General features: G+C 64.2%; 13 protein-coding genes. 7 read left to right on the forward strand and 6 right to left on the reverse strand.

The annotated features are described in order from the left end of the window. Window positions 1-280: 280 nt before the first annotated feature. Window positions 281-1,360: an MBL fold metallo-hydrolase gene (locus CSC67_RS03680; RefSeq protein ID WP_118993196.1), complete on the reverse strand. Its 1,080-nt coding sequence runs from the start codon at window positions 1,358-1,360 to the stop codon at window positions 281-283. A 76-nt stretch (window positions 1,361-1,436) separates the two neighbouring features. On the opposite strand from CSC67_RS03680, the gene aceK reads away from it, so the two are divergent. The 6 genes from aceK (at window position 1,437) to CSC67_RS03710 (ending at window position 9,439) form a co-directional block, all read left to right on the forward strand. Further along, the gene (gene aceK, locus CSC67_RS03685) at window positions 1,437-3,290 is read left to right on the forward strand and encodes a bifunctional isocitrate dehydrogenase kinase/phosphatase (protein WP_118993197.1); all 1,854 of its coding nucleotides are present in this window, start codon (window positions 1,437-1,439) and stop codon (window positions 3,288-3,290) included. Window positions 3,291-3,315: 25 nt separating this feature from the next. Continuing rightward, window positions 3,316-4,497, forward strand: a complete 1,182-nt coding sequence (locus CSC67_RS03690; RefSeq protein ID WP_118993198.1) for an acetyl-CoA C-acyltransferase — start codon at window positions 3,316-3,318, stop codon at window positions 4,495-4,497. A gap of 192 nt (window positions 4,498-4,689) precedes the next feature. Next, window positions 4,690-5,151: a Smg family protein gene (locus CSC67_RS03695; protein ID WP_118993199.1), complete on the forward strand. Its 462-nt coding sequence runs from the start codon at window positions 4,690-4,692 to the stop codon at window positions 5,149-5,151. A 30-nt stretch (window positions 5,152-5,181) separates the two neighbouring features. Beyond that, on the forward strand, window positions 5,182-6,042 hold the full coding sequence (gluQRS, locus tag CSC67_RS03700) for a tRNA glutamyl-Q(34) synthetase GluQRS (protein ID WP_118993200.1): 861 nt from the start codon (window positions 5,182-5,184) through the stop codon (window positions 6,040-6,042). A gap of 89 nt (window positions 6,043-6,131) precedes the next feature. Beyond that, window positions 6,132-8,780, forward strand: a complete 2,649-nt coding sequence (locus CSC67_RS03705) for a DNA topoisomerase III (protein WP_118993201.1) — start codon at window positions 6,132-6,134, stop codon at window positions 8,778-8,780. A gap of 8 nt (window positions 8,781-8,788) precedes the next feature. Continuing rightward, window positions 8,789-9,439, forward strand: a complete 651-nt coding sequence (locus tag CSC67_RS03710) for an SET domain-containing protein (protein ID WP_118993202.1) — start codon at window positions 8,789-8,791, stop codon at window positions 9,437-9,439. A gap of 409 nt (window positions 9,440-9,848) precedes the next feature. Here the strand turns inward: CSC67_RS03710 and CSC67_RS03715 are convergent, their stop codons facing one another. After that, window positions 9,849-11,300 carry an AMP nucleosidase gene (locus tag CSC67_RS03715; protein WP_245220155.1) on the reverse strand — a complete coding sequence of 484 codons (1,452 nt, stop codon included), beginning with the start codon at window positions 11,298-11,300 and terminating at the stop codon, window positions 9,849-9,851. 71 nt (window positions 11,301-11,371) lie between these two features. Continuing rightward, window positions 11,372-11,656 carry a 4a-hydroxytetrahydrobiopterin dehydratase gene (locus CSC67_RS03720; protein ID WP_118993204.1) on the reverse strand — a complete coding sequence of 95 codons (285 nt, stop codon included), beginning with the start codon at window positions 11,654-11,656 and terminating at the stop codon, window positions 11,372-11,374. A 188-nt stretch (window positions 11,657-11,844) separates the two neighbouring features. On the opposite strand from CSC67_RS03720, the gene CSC67_RS03725 reads away from it, so the two are divergent. Further along, a complete protein-coding gene (locus tag CSC67_RS03725) occupies window positions 11,845-14,004 on the forward strand; it encodes a malate synthase G (protein ID WP_118993205.1) in 2,160 nt (719 codons plus the stop codon). Between the two features lie 105 nt (window positions 14,005-14,109). Here the strand turns inward: CSC67_RS03725 and CSC67_RS03730 are convergent, their stop codons facing one another. The 3 genes from CSC67_RS03730 to CSC67_RS03740 are packed head-to-tail and all read right to left on the reverse strand — an operon-like array spanning window position 14,110 to window position 17,903. Next, window positions 14,110-15,300: an acetylornithine transaminase gene (locus CSC67_RS03730; RefSeq protein ID WP_118993206.1), complete on the reverse strand. Its 1,191-nt coding sequence runs from the start codon at window positions 15,298-15,300 to the stop codon at window positions 14,110-14,112. A 57-nt stretch (window positions 15,301-15,357) separates the two neighbouring features. After that, window positions 15,358-16,239 (reverse strand): EamA family transporter, encoded by an 882-nt coding sequence (locus tag CSC67_RS03735; protein WP_118993207.1) that lies wholly within the window; start codon window positions 16,237-16,239, stop codon window positions 15,358-15,360. Further along, a complete protein-coding gene (locus CSC67_RS03740) occupies window positions 16,239-17,903 on the reverse strand; it encodes a TRAP transporter large permease (RefSeq protein ID WP_118993208.1) in 1,665 nt (554 codons plus the stop codon). The genes CSC67_RS03735 and CSC67_RS03740 overlap by 1 nt, the downstream gene beginning before the upstream one ends. Window positions 17,904-17,906: the final 3 nt, after the last annotated feature.

The following is a 17,906-nucleotide window of genomic DNA, read 5'->3' on the forward strand; positions in this document are numbered from 1 at the left end:
GAGAACTTCTACAACACCCAGCGCTTGCACTCAGCGCTGGGCTATCTGACTCCAGCCCACTACGAGGCTGGATTGAAGGCCAATACACCTAAAACGGTGTCCACGAAAACTTGACCACGACAGTCCGCCCGACCGCCCGGCGCAAATACTCCCCGCTCCAGCGGCGCTTAAGGACGCAAAAAAGCCTCACATTAGAATAATAACGGCGCCACTCCGGCGGCCGATCAAGGCAATAAAGTACCCACAGTCCGAATTTCAGACGGCGGCATAATGCCTAAACTCAACGATCCACCGCCCTGAAGCGAATCACCCCGTCAGCCCCGATCTCCCGCGTCAACTGCCCCTCGTAATACAAGGCATGCAAATGCGCCAAAGCCTCTCCCATGGCGAAGGCAAGCTGGTGCGCATCGAGTTCGCGCTTGAACATGATGGGCACGATGTCCGCCGCCGTACAGGGCGAGGCCCGGCACGCCGTCGACACCTCGGACAGCCGCTCGCCATGGTGCGCATGCTGCTGCGCGATGCGTTCGTGCAGGCCCTGGAACGGCCGGCCGTGCGAAGGCAACACCACCGTATCGGCCGGCAGTCCGTCATAGCCGCGCAGCGATTTCAGGTACAAGGGCAGCGGGTTGGCCTCGGGCTCGAAGTCGAACACGCTGATGTTGGTCGAGATGCGCGGCAGCACCATGTCGCCCGAGATCAGCATGCGCAAGGTATCGCTGTACAGCGACACATGCTCGGGCGAGTGGCCGTAGCCGACGATGACCCGCCAGTCGCGGCCGCCGATGGCGATGCGGTCGCCGTCCATGATGCGGCGGAAACGCGCCGGCACGTCGGGCACGTGGCTGGGGTAGTACTTGCCGCGTTGCAGAATCTGCTCTTTGGCGGACGCATCGACCAGCCCATGCCGGACGAAGTGATCGACCGCGGCCTGGCCGCTGACGCCCCCTTCGGCCAGGTTGCCGACGGGCGGCCGCGACCACAGGCGGCCCGTCATGTATTCGGTCATGCTGATCCACAGCGGCGCATCCCATTTGCGGCAGATCCAGTCCGCCAGCCCGAGGTGGTCGGGATGCATGTGGGTGACCAGCACGCGCAGCACCGGCAGCCCTTCGAGGGCGTTCTGGAACACGTCTTCCCACAGGGCCTTGACCTCGTCGCGGGCCACGCCGCAATCGACCACCGTCCAGCCCTGGCGCCCGTCGATTTCATCGCGCAGCAGCCAAAGGTTGATATGATCGAGGGCGAAAGGCAGGGGCATGCGAATCCAACGCACTCCGTCCCCGATGGCAACGGCCTGGCCGGGTTGGGGCAGGGTGTCGCCCCAGGGGTACGTCAGCTTCTGTTCGTTAGGGTTCATCAAATATCTCCATACTCCCGGCCGCAGGTTGTAGTGATTTCCGTAACGGCGGCCGCTACCGTACTATAAACGAGTCATGATATATACCGGCGACCACCAGCATATCGAACCGGTTTCGCGTCAGCGGCTGTCGCCTCACGAGGTGGCCCAAACGATATTGACGGGCTTCGATCGCCACTATGCCTTGTTCCGCTACGGTGCCCAGCGGGCCAAGTCGCTGTTCGAATCGGGCGACTGGCGCGCCATCCAGCAGCTGTCGCGCGAGCGGATCGAATACTACGACACGCGGGTGCGCGAATGCTCGGTCATGCTCAACGCCGCCCTGAAGGGCAGCGAGGCAAGTCCCGAGGGCGCCAGCGCCGAGATCGAGCTCACCGGCCCCCAGCTGCGCTTCTGGCGGGCGGCAAAAAGCGCCTACATAGGCCTGCTGGCCGGCCACCGGCAGCCCGAATGCGCCGAGACCTTCTTCAATTCGGTGTCCTGCCGCATCCTGCACCGCGATTACTTCAACAACGACTTCATGTTCGTGCGGCCCGCCGTGGCCACCGACTACATCGACAGCCGGCTGCCCTCATACCGCGTGTACTATCCGGCCACAGAAGGCCTGGAAGCCTCTCTGATCCGCATGATGGCCGACTTCGGCCTGGCGGCGCCCTTCGCCGACCTGCCGCGCGACGTCCGGGCCCTGGCGCGCATGGCCGTGGCCCGACTGCGCGCCACCTTGTCGCGGGAGGCCGGCCAGCGCATCGCCCCCGACTGCCAGATCCACGTGCTGAACTCGCTGTTCTTTCGCAACAAAGGGGCTTATGCGGTGGGCCGCCTGGTCAACCAGGGCGCCATCCATCCCTTCGCCATCGCCCTGCTGCGCCAGCCGTCGGGGCACGTGGAACTGGATGCGCTGCTGTATTCGATCGACGATCTCAGCACCCTGTTCAGTTTCACGCGCGCCTACTTCCTGGTCGACATGGAAGCGCCTTCGGCCTATGTGCATTTCCTGAATACGCTGCTGCCGCGCAAGCCCAAGGCCGAGATCTACACCACGATCGGCCTGCAGAAGCAGGGCAAGACGCTGTTCTACCGCGACTTCCTGCATCATCTGGCCCATTCGCGCGACGCCTTCGATCTGGCGCCCGGCATAAAAGGGCTGGTCATGGCGGTGTTCACGCTGCCTTCCTACCCCTACGTCTTCAAGCTCATCCGCGACCGCATCGCCAAGCCCGACATGGACAGCGCCACGGTCAAGCGCAAGTACCAGATGGTCAAGAAGCACGACAGGGTGGGGCGCATGGCCGACACCTGGGAATACTCGCAGGTGGCGTTGCCGCGCGAACGCTTTTCGGACGCGCTGCTGGAAGAGCTGCGCCGCGAGGTGCCCGGCCTGCTGGAAGAAACGCCCGACACCATCATATTGCGGCATGTGTACATCGAGCGCCGCATGACGCCGCTCAACATCTATCTCGTGCGCGCCTCGGACGCTGCGCTCGAGGACGCCGTGCGCCAATACGGCGACGCCATACGCGAGCTGGCGGCGGCCAATATCTTTCCCGGCGACATGCTGTTCAAGAACTTCGGCGTCACCCGCCTCGGACGTGTTGTATTCTATGATTACGACGAAATCCAGCGCATGACCGAGATGAATTTCCGCCGCATCCCGCCGGCCCCATATGAAGAGGCCGAATTGGCCGCCGAGCCCTGGTATCCGGTGGGGCCCAACGACGTCTTTCCCGAGGAATTCGAGCGCTTTCTGCTGGGTAACGCAAGGGTGCGGTCGGCTTTCCTCAAGCATCACGCCTGTCTGCTCGATGCCGAATGGTGGCAGGCCTGCCGCGAGCGGGTCATCCAGGGCCGCATCGAGGACATCTTCCCCTACGACGACAGCCGCCGCCTGGGCGGGCGCGCCGAAGGGGCCGCAGCAACGCATCAGCCATAATCATTAACGTATCAGGAGCAAAATCATGTCCGATCCCATCGTACTCGTTTCCATCGCCCGCACACCCATGGGCGGCATGATGGGCAGCCTGTCGGGCCTGGCGGCTCACGAACTGGGCGCCGTCGCCATCAAGGCTGCCATCGAGCGCGCCGGCATCTCGCCGGACGTCGTCAGCGAAGTCATCATGGGCAATGTGCTGCAGGCCGGCCAGGGCCAGGCCCCGGCCCGCCAGGCGGCTCTGGGCGCCGGCCTGCCTCAGGGCGTCGGCTGCACCACCATCCATAAAGTGTGCGGTTCGGGCATGAAGGCCGCGATGTTCGCGCACGACCTGCTCAAGGCCGAGAGCGCCGACGTCGTCGTCGCCGGCGGCCAGGAAAGCATGAGCAATGCGCCTTACCTGCTGCTGCGCGGCCGCCAGGGCTATCGCTACGGCCACTCCACCGTCTATGACCACATGGCTCTGGACGGCCTCGAAGACGCCTACCAGCGCGGCACCGCCATGGGCGTGTTCGCTGAAAGCTGCGCGGGCAAGTACGATTTCAGCCGCGAGCAGCAGGACGCCTTCGCGCTGGAGTCCCTGCGCCGCGCGCGCGCCGCCACCGAAGACGGCAGCTTCAAATGGGAAATCGCGCCGGTCACCGTGGCGGGCCGCAAGGGCGACACGGTCATCGATACCGACGAGGGCCCGGCCAAGGCCATGCCCGAAAAGATCCCCACGCTCAAGCCCGCCTTCAAGAAGGACGGCACCGTCACGGCGGCCAACGCCTCGTCCATCTCGGATGGCGCGGCCGCCATGGTGCTGATGCGCGAATCGACCGCCAAGCGGCTGGGCGTCACGCCCCTGGCGCGCGTCGTGGCCCATGCCCAGCATTCGCAAGAGCCCGAATGGTTCACCACCGCGCCCGTCGGAGCCATGCAGAAGCTATTCGACAAGACAGGCTGGAAGAACGACGACGTCGATCTGTTCGAGATCAACGAGGCCTTCGCCGTGGTGACCATGGCCGCCATGAACGACCTCAAGCTGGACCATGCCAAGGTCAACATCCACGGCGGGGCCACCGCGCTGGGCCACCCCATCGGCGCATCCGGCGCACGCCTGCTGGCCACCCTGGTGGGCGGGCTGCGCAAGACCGGCGGCAAGAAGGGCGTGGCATCGCTGTGCATCGGCGGCGGCGAGGCCGTGGCCATGGCGATCGAAATGATGTAACGGGCGGCGGGCCTGCGCCCTCCAATAAGCCGTAAAATAAAGCAAAGCAACGGGCCTGCCGCGCGGCGGCAGGCCCGTTGCAATTTCAGTTAAAACAGAAGTTGCCTGCCCTGACAAATCGGCGTACAGTCATTTCTGACTTTACCGGCCAACTTTCCATCGTGGACTCTGTAAAGGGCAACCCAATCGCTTATGTTCGACATTCTCGTCTATCTATTCGAAAACTATTACACGCCGCAATCCTGTCCCGATGCAGACACTCTGGCCCATAAGCTGGCGGCCGTCGGCTTCGAGCACGAGGACATCGACGAAGCCCTTGGATGGCTGTATGGCTTGGCGCAAACCACCGAGCAATGCGTCCAGTTGGCCCAGGCCCCGCAAGGCGACAGCCGGCGCGTCTACACCGACATCGAGTATCAGGCGCTAGGCACCGAGGCGATCGGTTTCATCAGCTTTCTCGAAAGCTCCGGGGTCCTGCCCGCGGCGCTGCGCGAAATCCTCATCGATCGCGCCCTGGCCGCCGACGAATCGCCCGTGCCGCTCGAAAAAATCAAGATCATCGCCCTCATGGTGCTCTGGAGCCAGGAGGCCGAGGTCGACCACCTCGTCCTCGAAGAGCTCCTGACGGACGACCGCACGCGTCTGTCCCACTAAGCCCGGGGCCTGTCAAGGCGGGCACAAATCATGGTTGCAGCCTCCGATACGCCGGACGGCTATGTGGGACGCTTTGCCCCCAGCCCCAGCGGGCCGCTGCACGACGGGTCGCTCGCGGCGGCCATGGCCAGCTATCTCGATGCGCGCGCCCATTCGGGCCGATGGCTGCTGCGCGTGGAAGATATCGATGCGCCCCGCACGGTGCCGGGCGCGGACCGCGTCATCATGGGCCAGCTCGAAGCGCTGGGCATGCATTGGGACGCGCCGCCCACCTGGCAGTCGCTGCGCCTGAGCCGCTACCAGTCGGTCTTCGATCGCCTGCTCGAACAGGGATTGGTCTACGGCTGCGCATGCACGCGCAAGCAGCTCGCGGCGGGCGCCTACCCCGGCACCTGCAGCAAGGGCCTCGCCCCGGGACAGCGGCCCCGTGCTTGGCGAGTCCGCATGCCACAGGGCGCGGAACGTTTTCAGGACCGATGGCTGGGGCCGCAATGCCAGGACGTCGCCAGGGAAGTAGGCGACTTCATCATCAGACGGGCGGATGGCCTGTGGGCCTATCAGTTCGTCGTCGTCATCGACGACGGCGATCAAGGCGTCACAGACGTGGTGCGGGGGGCCGATCTGCTCGATTCCACCGCGCGCCAGCGCGTCCTGGCGCGCCTGCTGGGCCTGCAAGCGCCGCGGGTCATGCATGTGCCCCTGGTGCTGGACGAGGCCGGACACAAGCTGTCCAAGCAGAATCACGCCCCGCCGCTGGACAGCCGCAATGCGCCGGCGGCCCTGGAGAAGGCCTGGCGGCACCTGGGCTTCGACCCCTTGCCGCCGCTTGCCGGGGTGGCGGACTTCTGGGCCGAGGCGGTGCCCCGATGGGCCGCCCGCTTCAACATTTGATATATTGACCCACTGTTTTCTACCGGTGAACTTGCGCTGAGCCGCTGTCCCCCCGTATTATCCGCGCTATTGCTGCGCCCTGGAACACCATGACTAAATCGTTGATCATTGCCGAGAAGCCCTCGGTCGCCCTGGATATTTCCCGCGCCCTGGGGGGGTTTACGCGCGAGGGCGACTATTTCGAGAGCGAGCAATATGTCCTGGCCTCCAGCGTCGGCCATCTGCTTACCCTGGTGGCGCCCAATGACCCGGTGCGCGGCAAATGGAGCTTCACCCATCTGCCGGTGATTCCGCCCCAGTTCGAACTGGGGCCCGCCGACAAAAGGTCGGCCGAACGCCTCAAACTGCTCGTCAAGCTGCTCAAGCGCAAAGATGTGGACAGCATCATCAACGCCTGCGACGCGGGCCGCGAGGGCGAACTGATCTTCCGCTACATCGTGCAGTATTCGGGCGTCAAAAAACCCGTCAAGCGGCTCTGGCTGCGCTCCATGACCCAGACCGCCATCCGCGAGGCCTTTGCCTCGCTGCGGGACGACGATTCCCTCAAGCCGCTCGAGGCCGCCGCCCGTTCGCGCGCCGAGGCCGACTGGCTGGTCGGCATCAACGGCACCCGGGCCATGACCGCCTTCAACAGCAAGGACGGCGGCTTCTTCAAGACTCCGGTGGGGCGGGTGCAGACTCCCACACTGGCCATCGTGGCCGAGCGCGAAGAACGCATACGCAGCTTCGTGCCGCGCGACTACTGGGAAGTGCACGCCAGCTTCGTGGCCGCCGCGGGCTTCTACAACGGCCGCTGGTTCGACCCCAAGTTCAAAAAGACAGACGACAGCGAACAGCGCGATTCGCGGCTGTGGTCGCTGGCCGCGGCGCAAAGCATCGTGGCCGCCTGCCGCGACAAGCCCGGCACGGTTACCGAAGAATCCAAGCCGGCCACGCAGATGTCGCCGGCGCTGTTCGACCTTACCTCGCTGCAGCGCGAGGCCAACTCGCGCTTCGGCTTCTCGGCCAAGACCACGCTGGCGCTGGCCCAGACCCTGTACGAACGCCACAAGGCGCTGACCTACCCGCGTACCGACTCGCGCTACCTGCCCGAAGACTACGTCGCCACCGTGCGCAATACGGTGCAGGCCCTGGCTGAAGAAGGCTCCTCCGCCGCGGCCAGCGTGCGCCCGTTCGCCGGCCAATTGCTCAAGACCGACCGCATCAAGCCCAACAAGCGCATCTTCGACGACAAGAAGGTGTCGGATCACTTCGCCATCATTCCCACCCTGCAGGTGCCGCGCGAGCTCAGCGACGCCGAGGGCAAGATCTACGAACTGGTGGCCCGCCGCTTCCTGGCCGTCTTCTTTCCCGCCGCCGAGTTCCGCGTCACCACCCGCATCACCGAGGTCTCGGGCCATCACTTCAAGACCGAGGGCAGGGTGCTGGTGTCGCCGGGATGGCTGGCCATCTACGGCCGCGACAAGCAGGAAGACGACACGACGCTCGTGGCGGTCGCCGAGGGCGAGACCGTGCACACCGAGGACATCGAGGCAAAAGGACTGGCCACCAAGCCGCCCGCGCGCTTCACCGAAGCAACGCTGCTGTCCGCCATGGAAGGCGCGGGCAAGCTGGTCGACGACGAAGCCCTGCGCGAGGCCATGTCCGAGCGCGGCCTGGGCACGCCCGCCACTCGCGCCGCCATCATCGAGGGCCTGCTCAACGAAGGCTATCTGCGGCGCGAAGGGCGCGAACTGATCCCCAGCGCCAAGGCGCGCCAGCTCATGACGCTGCTGTCCGGCCTGGGCGTCAACGAGCTCACCTCGCCCGAACTCACCGGCGAGTGGGAACACCGCCTCAAGCAGATCGAACAGCGCCAACTCGACCGCGACACCTTCATGCGCGAGATCGCCAAGATGACGCAGGTCATCGTCAAGCGCGCCAAAGAGTACGAGCGCGATACGGTTCCGGGCGACTATGCCACCCTGCAGACGCCCTGCCCCAAGTGCGGCGGCGTGGTCAAGGAAAACTACCGCCGCTATGCCTGCACCCAATGCGATTTTTCCATCGGCAAGCATCCGGGCGGGCGCACCTTCGAAATCCCCGAAGTCGAGACCCTGCTCAAGGAGCGCACGCTGGGCCCTCTCACCGGTTTCATCAGCAAGATGGGCCGTCCTTTCTCGGCCTTGCTGCGCATTACCGACGAATACAAGCTGGAATTCGACTTCGGCCAGAACGACGACGAAAACGCCGAGCCGGTCGACTTCTCGGCCCAGACGCCCTTGGGCGCATGCCCCAAATGCGGCGCGCGCGTCTTCGAGCACGGCATGAACTACGTCTGCGAGAAATCGGTCGGGCCGGACAAGACCTGCGACTTCCGCACCGGCAAGATCATCCTCCAGCAGGAAATCTCGCCCGAGCAGGTCTCCAAGCTGCTGTCCGAAGGCAAGACCGACCTGCTGGACGGCTTCGTCTCCAGCCGCACCAATCGCAAGTTCAAGGCCTATCTCGTCAAGCAGGCCAACGGCAAGATCAGTTTCGAATTCGAACCCCGGCCCGAAAAGTCGGCCCGGAAAACCGCCGGCAAGACTGCTGCCAAGGCAGCCGCCAAAACCGCCACCAAGACGGCGGCCAAGAAGGCTACCAAGACCGCCGCCAAGAAAAGCGCTGCCAAGAAGGCGCCCGCCAAATCGGCCGCCAAGAAGGCAGCTGCCGCCAAGGCAGCGACCCAGGCCGACGACCTCGACCCTCCGTTCTGACACTCCGCATGAGCAAAACCAAACTGCCCTGGCATACCGTGCGGCGCTCGCCGCTGCACGGCAACGGCGTCTTCGCCGCACGCGACATCCCCGCCGGCACCCGCATCATCGAATACACCGGCACCCGCATCACGCCCGAGCAGGCCGACGAAAGGCATCCGGCCAACCCCGACGACCCGTTCCACACCTTCTACTTCTCGCTGAGCGGCGGCAAGGTCATCGACGGCGGCGACAAGGGCAACGACGCACGCTGGATCAACCACTCCTGTGCGCCCAATTGCGAAACCGAAGAGAACGCCAGCGGCACAAGGGTCTACGTCATGGCCCTGCGCGACATCGACGAGGGCGAAGAACTCTTCTATGACTATGGCCTGGTCATGGAGGGCAAGATCACCAAGAAGCTGCGCGCCCAGTATCTATGCCTGTGCGGCAGTGAAAACTGCCGGGGCACCATGCTGGCCCTGCCCGAGAAGAAATCCACGTCCAAGAAGAAAGCAGCGCTTGAGGCGAAAACCCCGTCCGAAGCAAAACCCGCGCCCCAGGAAAAGGCCGGGCCCGAAAAGAAGAAGAAAGACAAGAAGAAAGAAGACAAGAAAAAAGGCGGCAGCAAGAAGAAAACCGAGAAGCACAACAAGAAGGACGACCAGGTCCAAAAATAGAGCACCCAAAAGGACCGCGGTAAGCGGTAAGCCAACAATGGCAAACCCCAAGGGTGAGGGCGGGCATGTACTGCGCAGTCCGTTCAGCGTGCGCCGAATTTCGCTTGTGTGGACGGGGGATTTCGGCGCCAGCCTGTCTGAATCCCGAGCCGCGTAGCGGCGAGGTTGAGTTCTGCCGCCGCCCGACCACACAAGCGAAATTCGGGAAGCTCGAAGGGCCGCATGATGCGGACTGCGCAGCACATGCCCGCCCTCACCCGCTCAAGAACCCAGACAAAAGCCTGCGAACCTAGCCAAGGCCTGCAAGCCCAAAGCAAATACCTACGAGCCCAGGCGACAGCCCCGCACAAAAGTAAAGAGCCCTTTATCAAAGAGCTCTTTACAAAAAAAACCGAAGCGCAAAGACCCGTCACTGAAACGCCGTCTCCAAAAAACTCCGCAGCTTGCGCGAATGCAACCGCGCCGGCGGCATCTCCCGCAAGCTTTCAAGCGCCCGGATCCCGATATGCAGATGCTGCGAAACCTGCCGGCGATAAAAATCGCTGGCCATGCCCGGCAGCTTCAACTCGCCATGCAGCGGTTTATCGGACACACACAGCAAAGTACCGTAGGGCACCCGAAACCGAAACCCATTTGCCGCAATCGTGGCCGACTCCATGTCCAGCGCAATCGCCCGCGATTGCGACAGGCGCTGCACGGGCTCTTCATGGTCGCGCAGCTCCCAGTTGCGATTGTCTATGCTGGCCACCGTGCCCGTGCGCATGATGCGCTTGAGCTCCCAGCCCGACAGCCCCGACACCTCGGCCACGGCCTGTTCCAGCGCCACCTGGATCTCGGCCAGCGGCGGCACCGGCACCCATAGCGGCAGGTCGTCGTCCAGCACATGGTCCTGGCGCACATAGCCGTGCGCCAGCACGTAGTCGCCCAGCCTTTGCGTCGTGCGCAGCCCCGCGCAATGCCCCAGCATCAGCCAGGCCGAAGGCCGCAGCACCGCAACGTGGTCGGTGATCGTCTTGGCATTGGACGGCCCCACGCCGATATTGATCAGGGTGATGCCCGTATGGTTCTCGCGCATCAGGTGATAGGACGGCATCTGGGGAAGCCGGCTGAGCGCCGGACCGCTGGGTTTGCCGGCATCGCCCCTTTCGGTGATGACGTTGCCCGGCTCGACCAGCGCCGTGTAGCCGCCCTCGCCCCGCGCCAGCATCTCGCGCGCCCATTGGCAGAACTCGTCGATGTAGAACTGGTAATTGGTGAACAGGACGAAGTTCTGAAAATGCCGGGGCGCCGTGGCGGTGTAATGCTGCAGCCGGTGCAGAGAGTAGTCCACCCTGGGCGCGGTGAAGGGCGCCAGCGGCTCGGGTTCGCCGCGCCGCCCCTGCCAGGTGCCGTTGACGATGGCGTCATCGGTCACCCTGAGGTCGGGCACGTCGAAATGATCGCGCAGCACATTGCCCAGGTCGGTGGAGTGGTGTGCGGCCACGTACTCGCCCTCGTTGAAGGCGAAGTGCAGGGGAATGGGGATGTCGGATTCGCCGATCTCGACCGGCACCCCGTGATTCTCCAGCAGCAGGCCGATCTGCTCGCGCAGATAGTTGCTATAGAGCCGGGGCTGGGTCACGGTGGTCATATAGGTGCCGGGCTCCACCACATGGCCATACGACAGGCGGCTGTCGACTTCTTGATAGGTGCCCACCTTGATGCGCACGGCCGGATAGCAGGCCCTGACCCGCTGGCCCGGCACCAGCCGGCCCTGCACGTAATCATCGAACGCCTTGCGTATGAACGCGGTGTTGCGCTCGTAGATCTCGATCAGGCGCTCAACCGCCTCGTCGGCGTCGCGAAAGCCCGTATAGGGCATCAAGGGGGGCGTCAGCGTGGGGCCCAGGAAACCCAGGGGGTCGGACATTCGTACTCCGGCATGCAAGCCGCTCAGGCAAGTTGATCCATGAAAGACGCCAGGGCCACGTCACGCTCGGTGACGCCGTCGGCGTCGTGGGTCGTCAAAGTGACTTCCACTCGATTGTAGACGTTCGTCCATTCAGGATGGTGGTCGAGCTTCTCGGCCTGCAGCGCGACGCAGGTCATGAAGCCGAAGGCCTCGTTGAAGTTCTTGAAGACATAGGTTTTTTGCAGGGCGTCGCGGTCCTTGGCCGCGGTCCAGCCCTCCAGCAGCAGTAATGCCGACGCTGCGCCGACACGTTGTACGCGTTTCATGACGCCTGCTCCTTCAAATGATTTTGGCAATTAAGTGCGGTAAAGCAAAATAATTACATACTAAAAAGTATAAAGTCCTTTAACCGGGCGGCGGTTGAGCGCAGTAGGCGCGAAGTCCATACTACTGCTAAACATCGTAGCGGGACACTGTTGCCGCAACATGAATTCCCTTACCACAGGAAAACGCCATGACTCAAAGAACGCGCAGCCACCGCCTCCAGGTCGCCACGCCCCTCTATGATTTCATCCAGAACGAAGCCCTGCCCGGCACGGGCGTGGACGCTGCCGCCTTCTGGGCCGGCTTCGACGAACTGATGCACGAGCTGGCGCCCCGCAACCGCGCCCTGCTGGCCGAGCGGGACCGCCTCCAGGCCGAGATCGACGACTGGCACCGGCGCAACCCCGGCCCTGTCTCCGATCAAGCCGCCTACCAAGAGTTCCTGCGCAAGATCGGCTATCTGCAGGACGCCCCCGCCACCGTCACGGTGCGCACCGACCGGCTCGACCTCGAATTCACCCAGCAGGCCGGCCCCCAGCTGGTCGTGCCCATCACCAACGCCCGCTACGCGCTGAACGCCGCCAACGCCCGCTGGGGCAGCCTGTACGATGCGCTGTACGGCACCGATGCCATCTCCGAAGACGGCGGCGCCACCCGCGGCGGCGCCTACAACCCCGAACGCGGCGCCAAGGTCATCGAGTTCGCCCGCCGCTTCCTGGACGACTCCATTCCCCTGTCCCAGGGCTCGCACAGCGACGCCGTCGCCTATCGGGTCTTGGAAGGCGCACTGCAGGTCGAGCTCTCCGGCGGCGCCTCCACGGGCCTGGCCGACCCCGCGCTGCTGCTGGGCTATCGCGGCGACCCTCGGGCGCCCGAAGCCCTGGTATTCCGCCACCACGGCCTGCACTTCGAGATCCAGATCGACAAGAGCCATCCCATAGGCGGCCAGGACGGCGCCGGAATCAAGGACGTCCTGCTCGAGGCCGCGCTCACCACCATCATGGACTGCGAAGATTCCGTCGCCACCGTCGATGCCGAAGACAAGGTGCTGGCCTATCGCAACTGGCTGGGCCTCATGCAGGGCAGCCTGGCCGAAGAAATCAGCAAGGGCGGAAAGACCTTTACCCGCGCGCTGAATCCGGATCGGCGCTATACCGACCTGCAGGGCAGGGAGCAGACCCTGCCGGCCCGCTCCCTGATGCTGATCCGCAATGTCGGCCATCTCATGACCAACCCGGCGGTGCTCGACGAGAACGGCAACGAAACGCCCGAAGGCATCCTGGACGCCGTCGTCACCTCCCTGGCCGCCATGCACGACCTGCAGCGCAAGGGCAACTCGCGCACGGGCTCCATCTACATCGTCAAGCCCAAGATGCACGGCCCGGCCGAAGTGGCCTTTTCCACCGAGCTGTTCGGCCGCGTCGAGAAGCTGCTCGGCCTGCAACCCAACACGCTCAAGATGGGCATCATGGACGAAGAACGGCGCACCAGCGTCAATCTCAAGGCCTGCATCGCGCAAGCCGTGGAGCGCGTCGCCTTCATCAACACCGGCTTCCTGGACCGCACTGGCGACGAAATCCATACTTCCATGCAGGCCGGCCCCATGATCCGCAAAGGCGACATGAAGCGCAGCGTCTGGATCGACGCCTACGAGCGCAACAACGTCCAGACCGGCCTGGAATGCGGCCTGCGCGGACGCGCCCAGATCGGCAAGGGCATGTGGGCCATGCCTGATCTCATGGCCGACATGCTGGCGCAGAAAATCGGCCACCTCAAGGCGGGCGGCAATACCGCCTGGGTGCCCTCGCCCACCGCCGCCACGCTGCATGCCCTGCACTACCATCAGGTCGATGTGCAGGAAATCCAGCGCGGCATGGAAGGCAAGTCCGAACCGCTGCTCGAAAAGATTCTGACCATACCGGTGGCCTCCGACACCAATTGGTCGGCCGAGGAAATCCAGCAAGAGCTCGACAATAACGCGCAGGGCATCCTGGGCTATGTCGTGCGCTGGATCGACCAGGGCGTGGGCTGCTCCAAGGTGCCCGACATCCACGACGTGGGCCTGATGGAAGACCGGGCCACGCTGCGCATTTCCAGCCAGCACATGGCCAACTGGCTGCACCATGGCATCGTCACCCGCGAACAGGTGCAGCAGACGCTGGAGCGCATGGCGGCGGTGGTCGACAAGCAGAACCACGGCGACCCGCTGTACCGGCCCATGGCGCCCAACTTCAACGACTCGGTCGCCTTCAAGGCCGCCTCCGATCTGGTCTTCAAGGGTCTGGACCAGCCCAACGGCTACACCGAGCCGCTGCTGCATCATTGGCGGCAGGTCGCCAAGGCCCGCTGAGATACAGATATGGCGCTACGAAAAAGCGCTTGCCGGTCGATCCGGCAAGCGCTTTTTTAGCTTTGCTGACAGGGCGGTTCGGCGCGAGGCCGGGCCGCGCAGACTCTAGGCCCGCACCCGGGCGATGATGTCGTCGAGCCAGGCCAGCGCCAGATCGATTTCGTCGGCGCTGATGTTGAGCGCCGGCATGAAGCGCAGTACGTCCGCCCTCGGCGCATTGAGCAACATGCCCTCGGGCGAGCGATTGCGCGCGGCCTCGACGATGGCGGCGCCGTCGGCGCGGTCCATCATGAGCGCTCGCAGCATGCCCAGGCCCCGTTCGCCCTTCATGCCCCACTTGGACGACAGCGCCAGCAGGCCGGTGGAAAGCTGTTGCGCCCGCTCGTTCACCGAATCGAGGAAGCCCGGCGCATTGATGGTGTCGAACACCGCGATGCCGGCCGCCGTCATGAGCGGGTTGCCGTTATAGGTGCCGCCCTGGTCGCCATGCTCGAACACGCAGACCTCTTCGCGGGCGCACAGCGCCGCCAGCGGCACGCCGCCGCCTATGCCCTTGGCCAGGGTCATGATGTCGGGCGTGATGTCCGAATGCTGGTAGGCGAACATCTTGCCCGTGCGGCCCATGCCGGTCTGCACTTCGTCGACGATCAGCAGCAGCCCGTGTTGCGTGGCAAGCTCGCGCAAAGCCCTCATGAATTCTTTCGACGCCGGCAGCACGCCCGCCTCGCCCTGCACCGGCTCGAGCATGACGGCCACGGTCTGGTCGTCGATGAGCGCCTTGACGGAATCCAGGTCGTTGAGCCGGGCCTTGGGAAAACCCTCGACCTGGGGCGCGTACAGCGTATCCCAGCCCGGCTTGCCCGAGGCCGACATGGTGGCCAGCGTGCGGCCATGGAAGCCGTGCTCGAAGGTGATGATCTTGTAGGCGCCATTGCGCTTTACGCGGCCCCACTTGCGCGCCAGCTTGATGGCGCCTTCGTTGGCCTCGGCGCCGCTGTTGGCGAAGAACACGCGATCGAAGCATGACGCGCCCACGATGCGCTTGGCCAAGTCCATGGAGGGCTGGTTGTAGAAGGCCGGCGAAGGATTGATGAGCAGCTTGGCTTGCTCGGTAATGGCTTCCACCAGCGCAGGCGGGCAGTGCCCCAGGCAAGTGACTGCCCAGCCCTGGACGAGGTCGAGATAGCGCTTGCCGGTGTGATCTTCGAGCCAGGAGCCTTCCCCTCGCACAAACACGAGTTCCGGACGAGCCGTGATTTCCATAAGCGCGTCGACGCCCGACTGATCGAATTTCATGATTGCTCCGAAGATGCCCCGTCCAGGACCGGCAGGGGACGAGATAAAACGCAGATTTTAGCGCAAGGCCCGCAAGGCCTTGAGCATGCGCGGCCCCAGCAGGTTGACGGACAGTCCGGCCAGCACGATGAGCCCGCCCGCCCACTGCAGCGGATGCAGCTGCTCGCCCAGCAATATGGCCGCGGAAAGCAGGCCCACGATGGGCACGAGCAGGCTCAGGGGCGCCACCTTGCTGACCGGATGGCGGGCCAGCAGACGGGCCCACAACACAAAGCCCAGGGTGGTTGCCATCAGCGCCAGGTAGAACAGGGCGCCCACGCCTTTCCAAGTCATGCTCTCGAAAGTGGAGCGGATGACGGCGGGCCCCTCGAACAGCCAGGACATGATGAAGAAGGGAATAGGCGGTATCAGCGCGCCCCAGATGACGAGGCTCAACATATCGACCTTACCGACGTACTTGACCACGATGTTGCCGCAGGCCCAGCTCAGCGCGGCCGCCAACGTCAGCACGAAGCCCAGCAGGGTGACGTTGCCGCCTATCGCGCCATGTTCGATCAGGGCCAACCCCACGGCGGCGACCATCATGCCCAGCAGATGGTGCGGCCGTATGCGCTCGCCCAGCACCACGGCCGCGAGAAGCACGGTGAAGAACACCTGCGACTGCAGCACCAGCGAGGCCAGCCCGGCGGACATGCCCACCGTCATCGCCGTGAACAGAAAGGCGAACTGGCCGAAGCTGAGGGTCATGCCGAGCAGCAGCAGCACGCGCCACGATACGGCGGGCCGGGGAATGAAGAAGGCGGCCAGCGCCACCAGAACGAAGCGCAGGCCGCCCAGCAAAAAGGGCGGGATCTCGTCCAGCCCCCATTTTATGACGACGAAGTTGACGCCCCAGGCCAGTATGATGGCCAGGGCGGCAACCCAGTCACGCAGTGGCATCAGTCGAAACTGGGCATTGCGTTGTCACTGCCATATACGCCTCCGGACCCATAGTCGCTTTGGATGTTGATCTCTACGGTGCTGGGATCGACGTCGCTCGCGCCGGACTTGTAGTGAGTGACCAGGCCGGGGAAAGCCAGCACAATGGCCACCATGATCAACTGGATGCAGATGAACGGCACTGAACCCCAGTAGATGTCCACCGTGCGCACCTTGGCGATGATTTTACCCGTAACCTTGTCCTTGTAGTCCTCTTTGGGCGCGACGGAGCGCAGGTAGAACAGTGCAAAGCCAAAGGGCGGATGCATGAAGGAGGTCTGCATATTGACTGCCAGCAGCACGCCGAACCAGATCAGGTCGATGCCCATCTTGTCCGCCACCGGCCCGAGCAGCGGCACGATGATGAAGGCCAGCTCGAAGAAGTCCAGGAAGAAGGCCATGAGGAAGGTGAACAGGCTGACGAACAGCAGGAAGCCCAGTTCGCCGCCCGGCAGGCCCACCAGCAGATGCTCGACCCACAGGTCGCCGTCCACGCCGCGGAAGGTCAGGGTGAAGATGGTGGAACCCACCAGAATGAAGATCACGAAAGACGTCAGCTTGATGGTGGTGTCCATGGCCTGCTTGAGCAGCGCCAGGGACAGTCGCTTGCGCAGCAGGGCCATGATGATGGCGCCCACGGCGCCCATGGCGCCGCCTTCGGTCGGCGTGGCAATGCCCAGGAAGATCGTGCCCAGCACCAGGAAGATCAGCACCAAGGGCGGAATCATGGCGAAGGTGACGCGCTCGGCGATCTGGGACAGCAGGCCCAGGCGCAGCACCTTGTTGACCACGGCCAGCACGAAGGCGATCATGCCCCACAGCAGCACGCCGATCACGATCGCTTCGTCGATGGCGGCGCCTTCGGCGATGAACCATTCGTCGATCAGCACCGCGCCCGCCACGGCCAGAAGCATCAGCACCAGAAGCGAACGCGTGCCATGGCTGCCGTTGGGCTCGATATAGGCCCTTGCGCTGGCGGGAATCGCCGGCGCCGCCTTGGGCTTGAACAGCGCCAGGACGATGACGTAGCCAATGTACAGGGTCACCAGGATGAAGCCGGGCACGATGGCGCCGCGATACATGTCGCCGATGGAGCGGCCGAGCTGGTCCGCCAGCACGATCAGCACCAGCGAGGGCGGAATGATTTGCGACAAGGTGCCCGAGGCGGCGATGACGCCCGAGGCCAGCCGCCGGTCATAGCCGTAGCGCAGCATGATGGGCAGCGAGATCAGGCCCATGGAGATCACCGAGGCCGACACCACGCCGGTGGTGGCTGCCAGCATTGTGCCCACGACCACGACCGCGATGGCCAAGCCGCCCCGCATGGGTCCGAAGAGCTGGCCGATGGTCTCGAGCAGGTCTTCGGCCATGCCCGATCGTTCCAGTATCAACCCCATGAAGGTAAAGAAGGGAATGGCCAGCAGCGTGTCGTTGGAGATGATGCCGACGATGCGCAACGGCAGGGCCTGGAACAGCGCCGGCGTGAAGAAACCCAGTTCGATGCCTATCAGGCCAAACAACAGGCCGTGCGCAGCCAGCGTAAAAGCAACCGGAAACCCCAGCAGCAGAAAGATGATCAGCGTGGCGAACATTACTGGCGCCATATTCGCGATGAGGAATTCCATGGT

It is taken from the genome of Pusillimonas caeni (assembly GCF_003545815.1).
In the GTDB taxonomy this organism is placed as follows: Bacteria; Pseudomonadota; Gammaproteobacteria; order Burkholderiales; family Burkholderiaceae_B; genus Pusillimonas; species Pusillimonas caeni.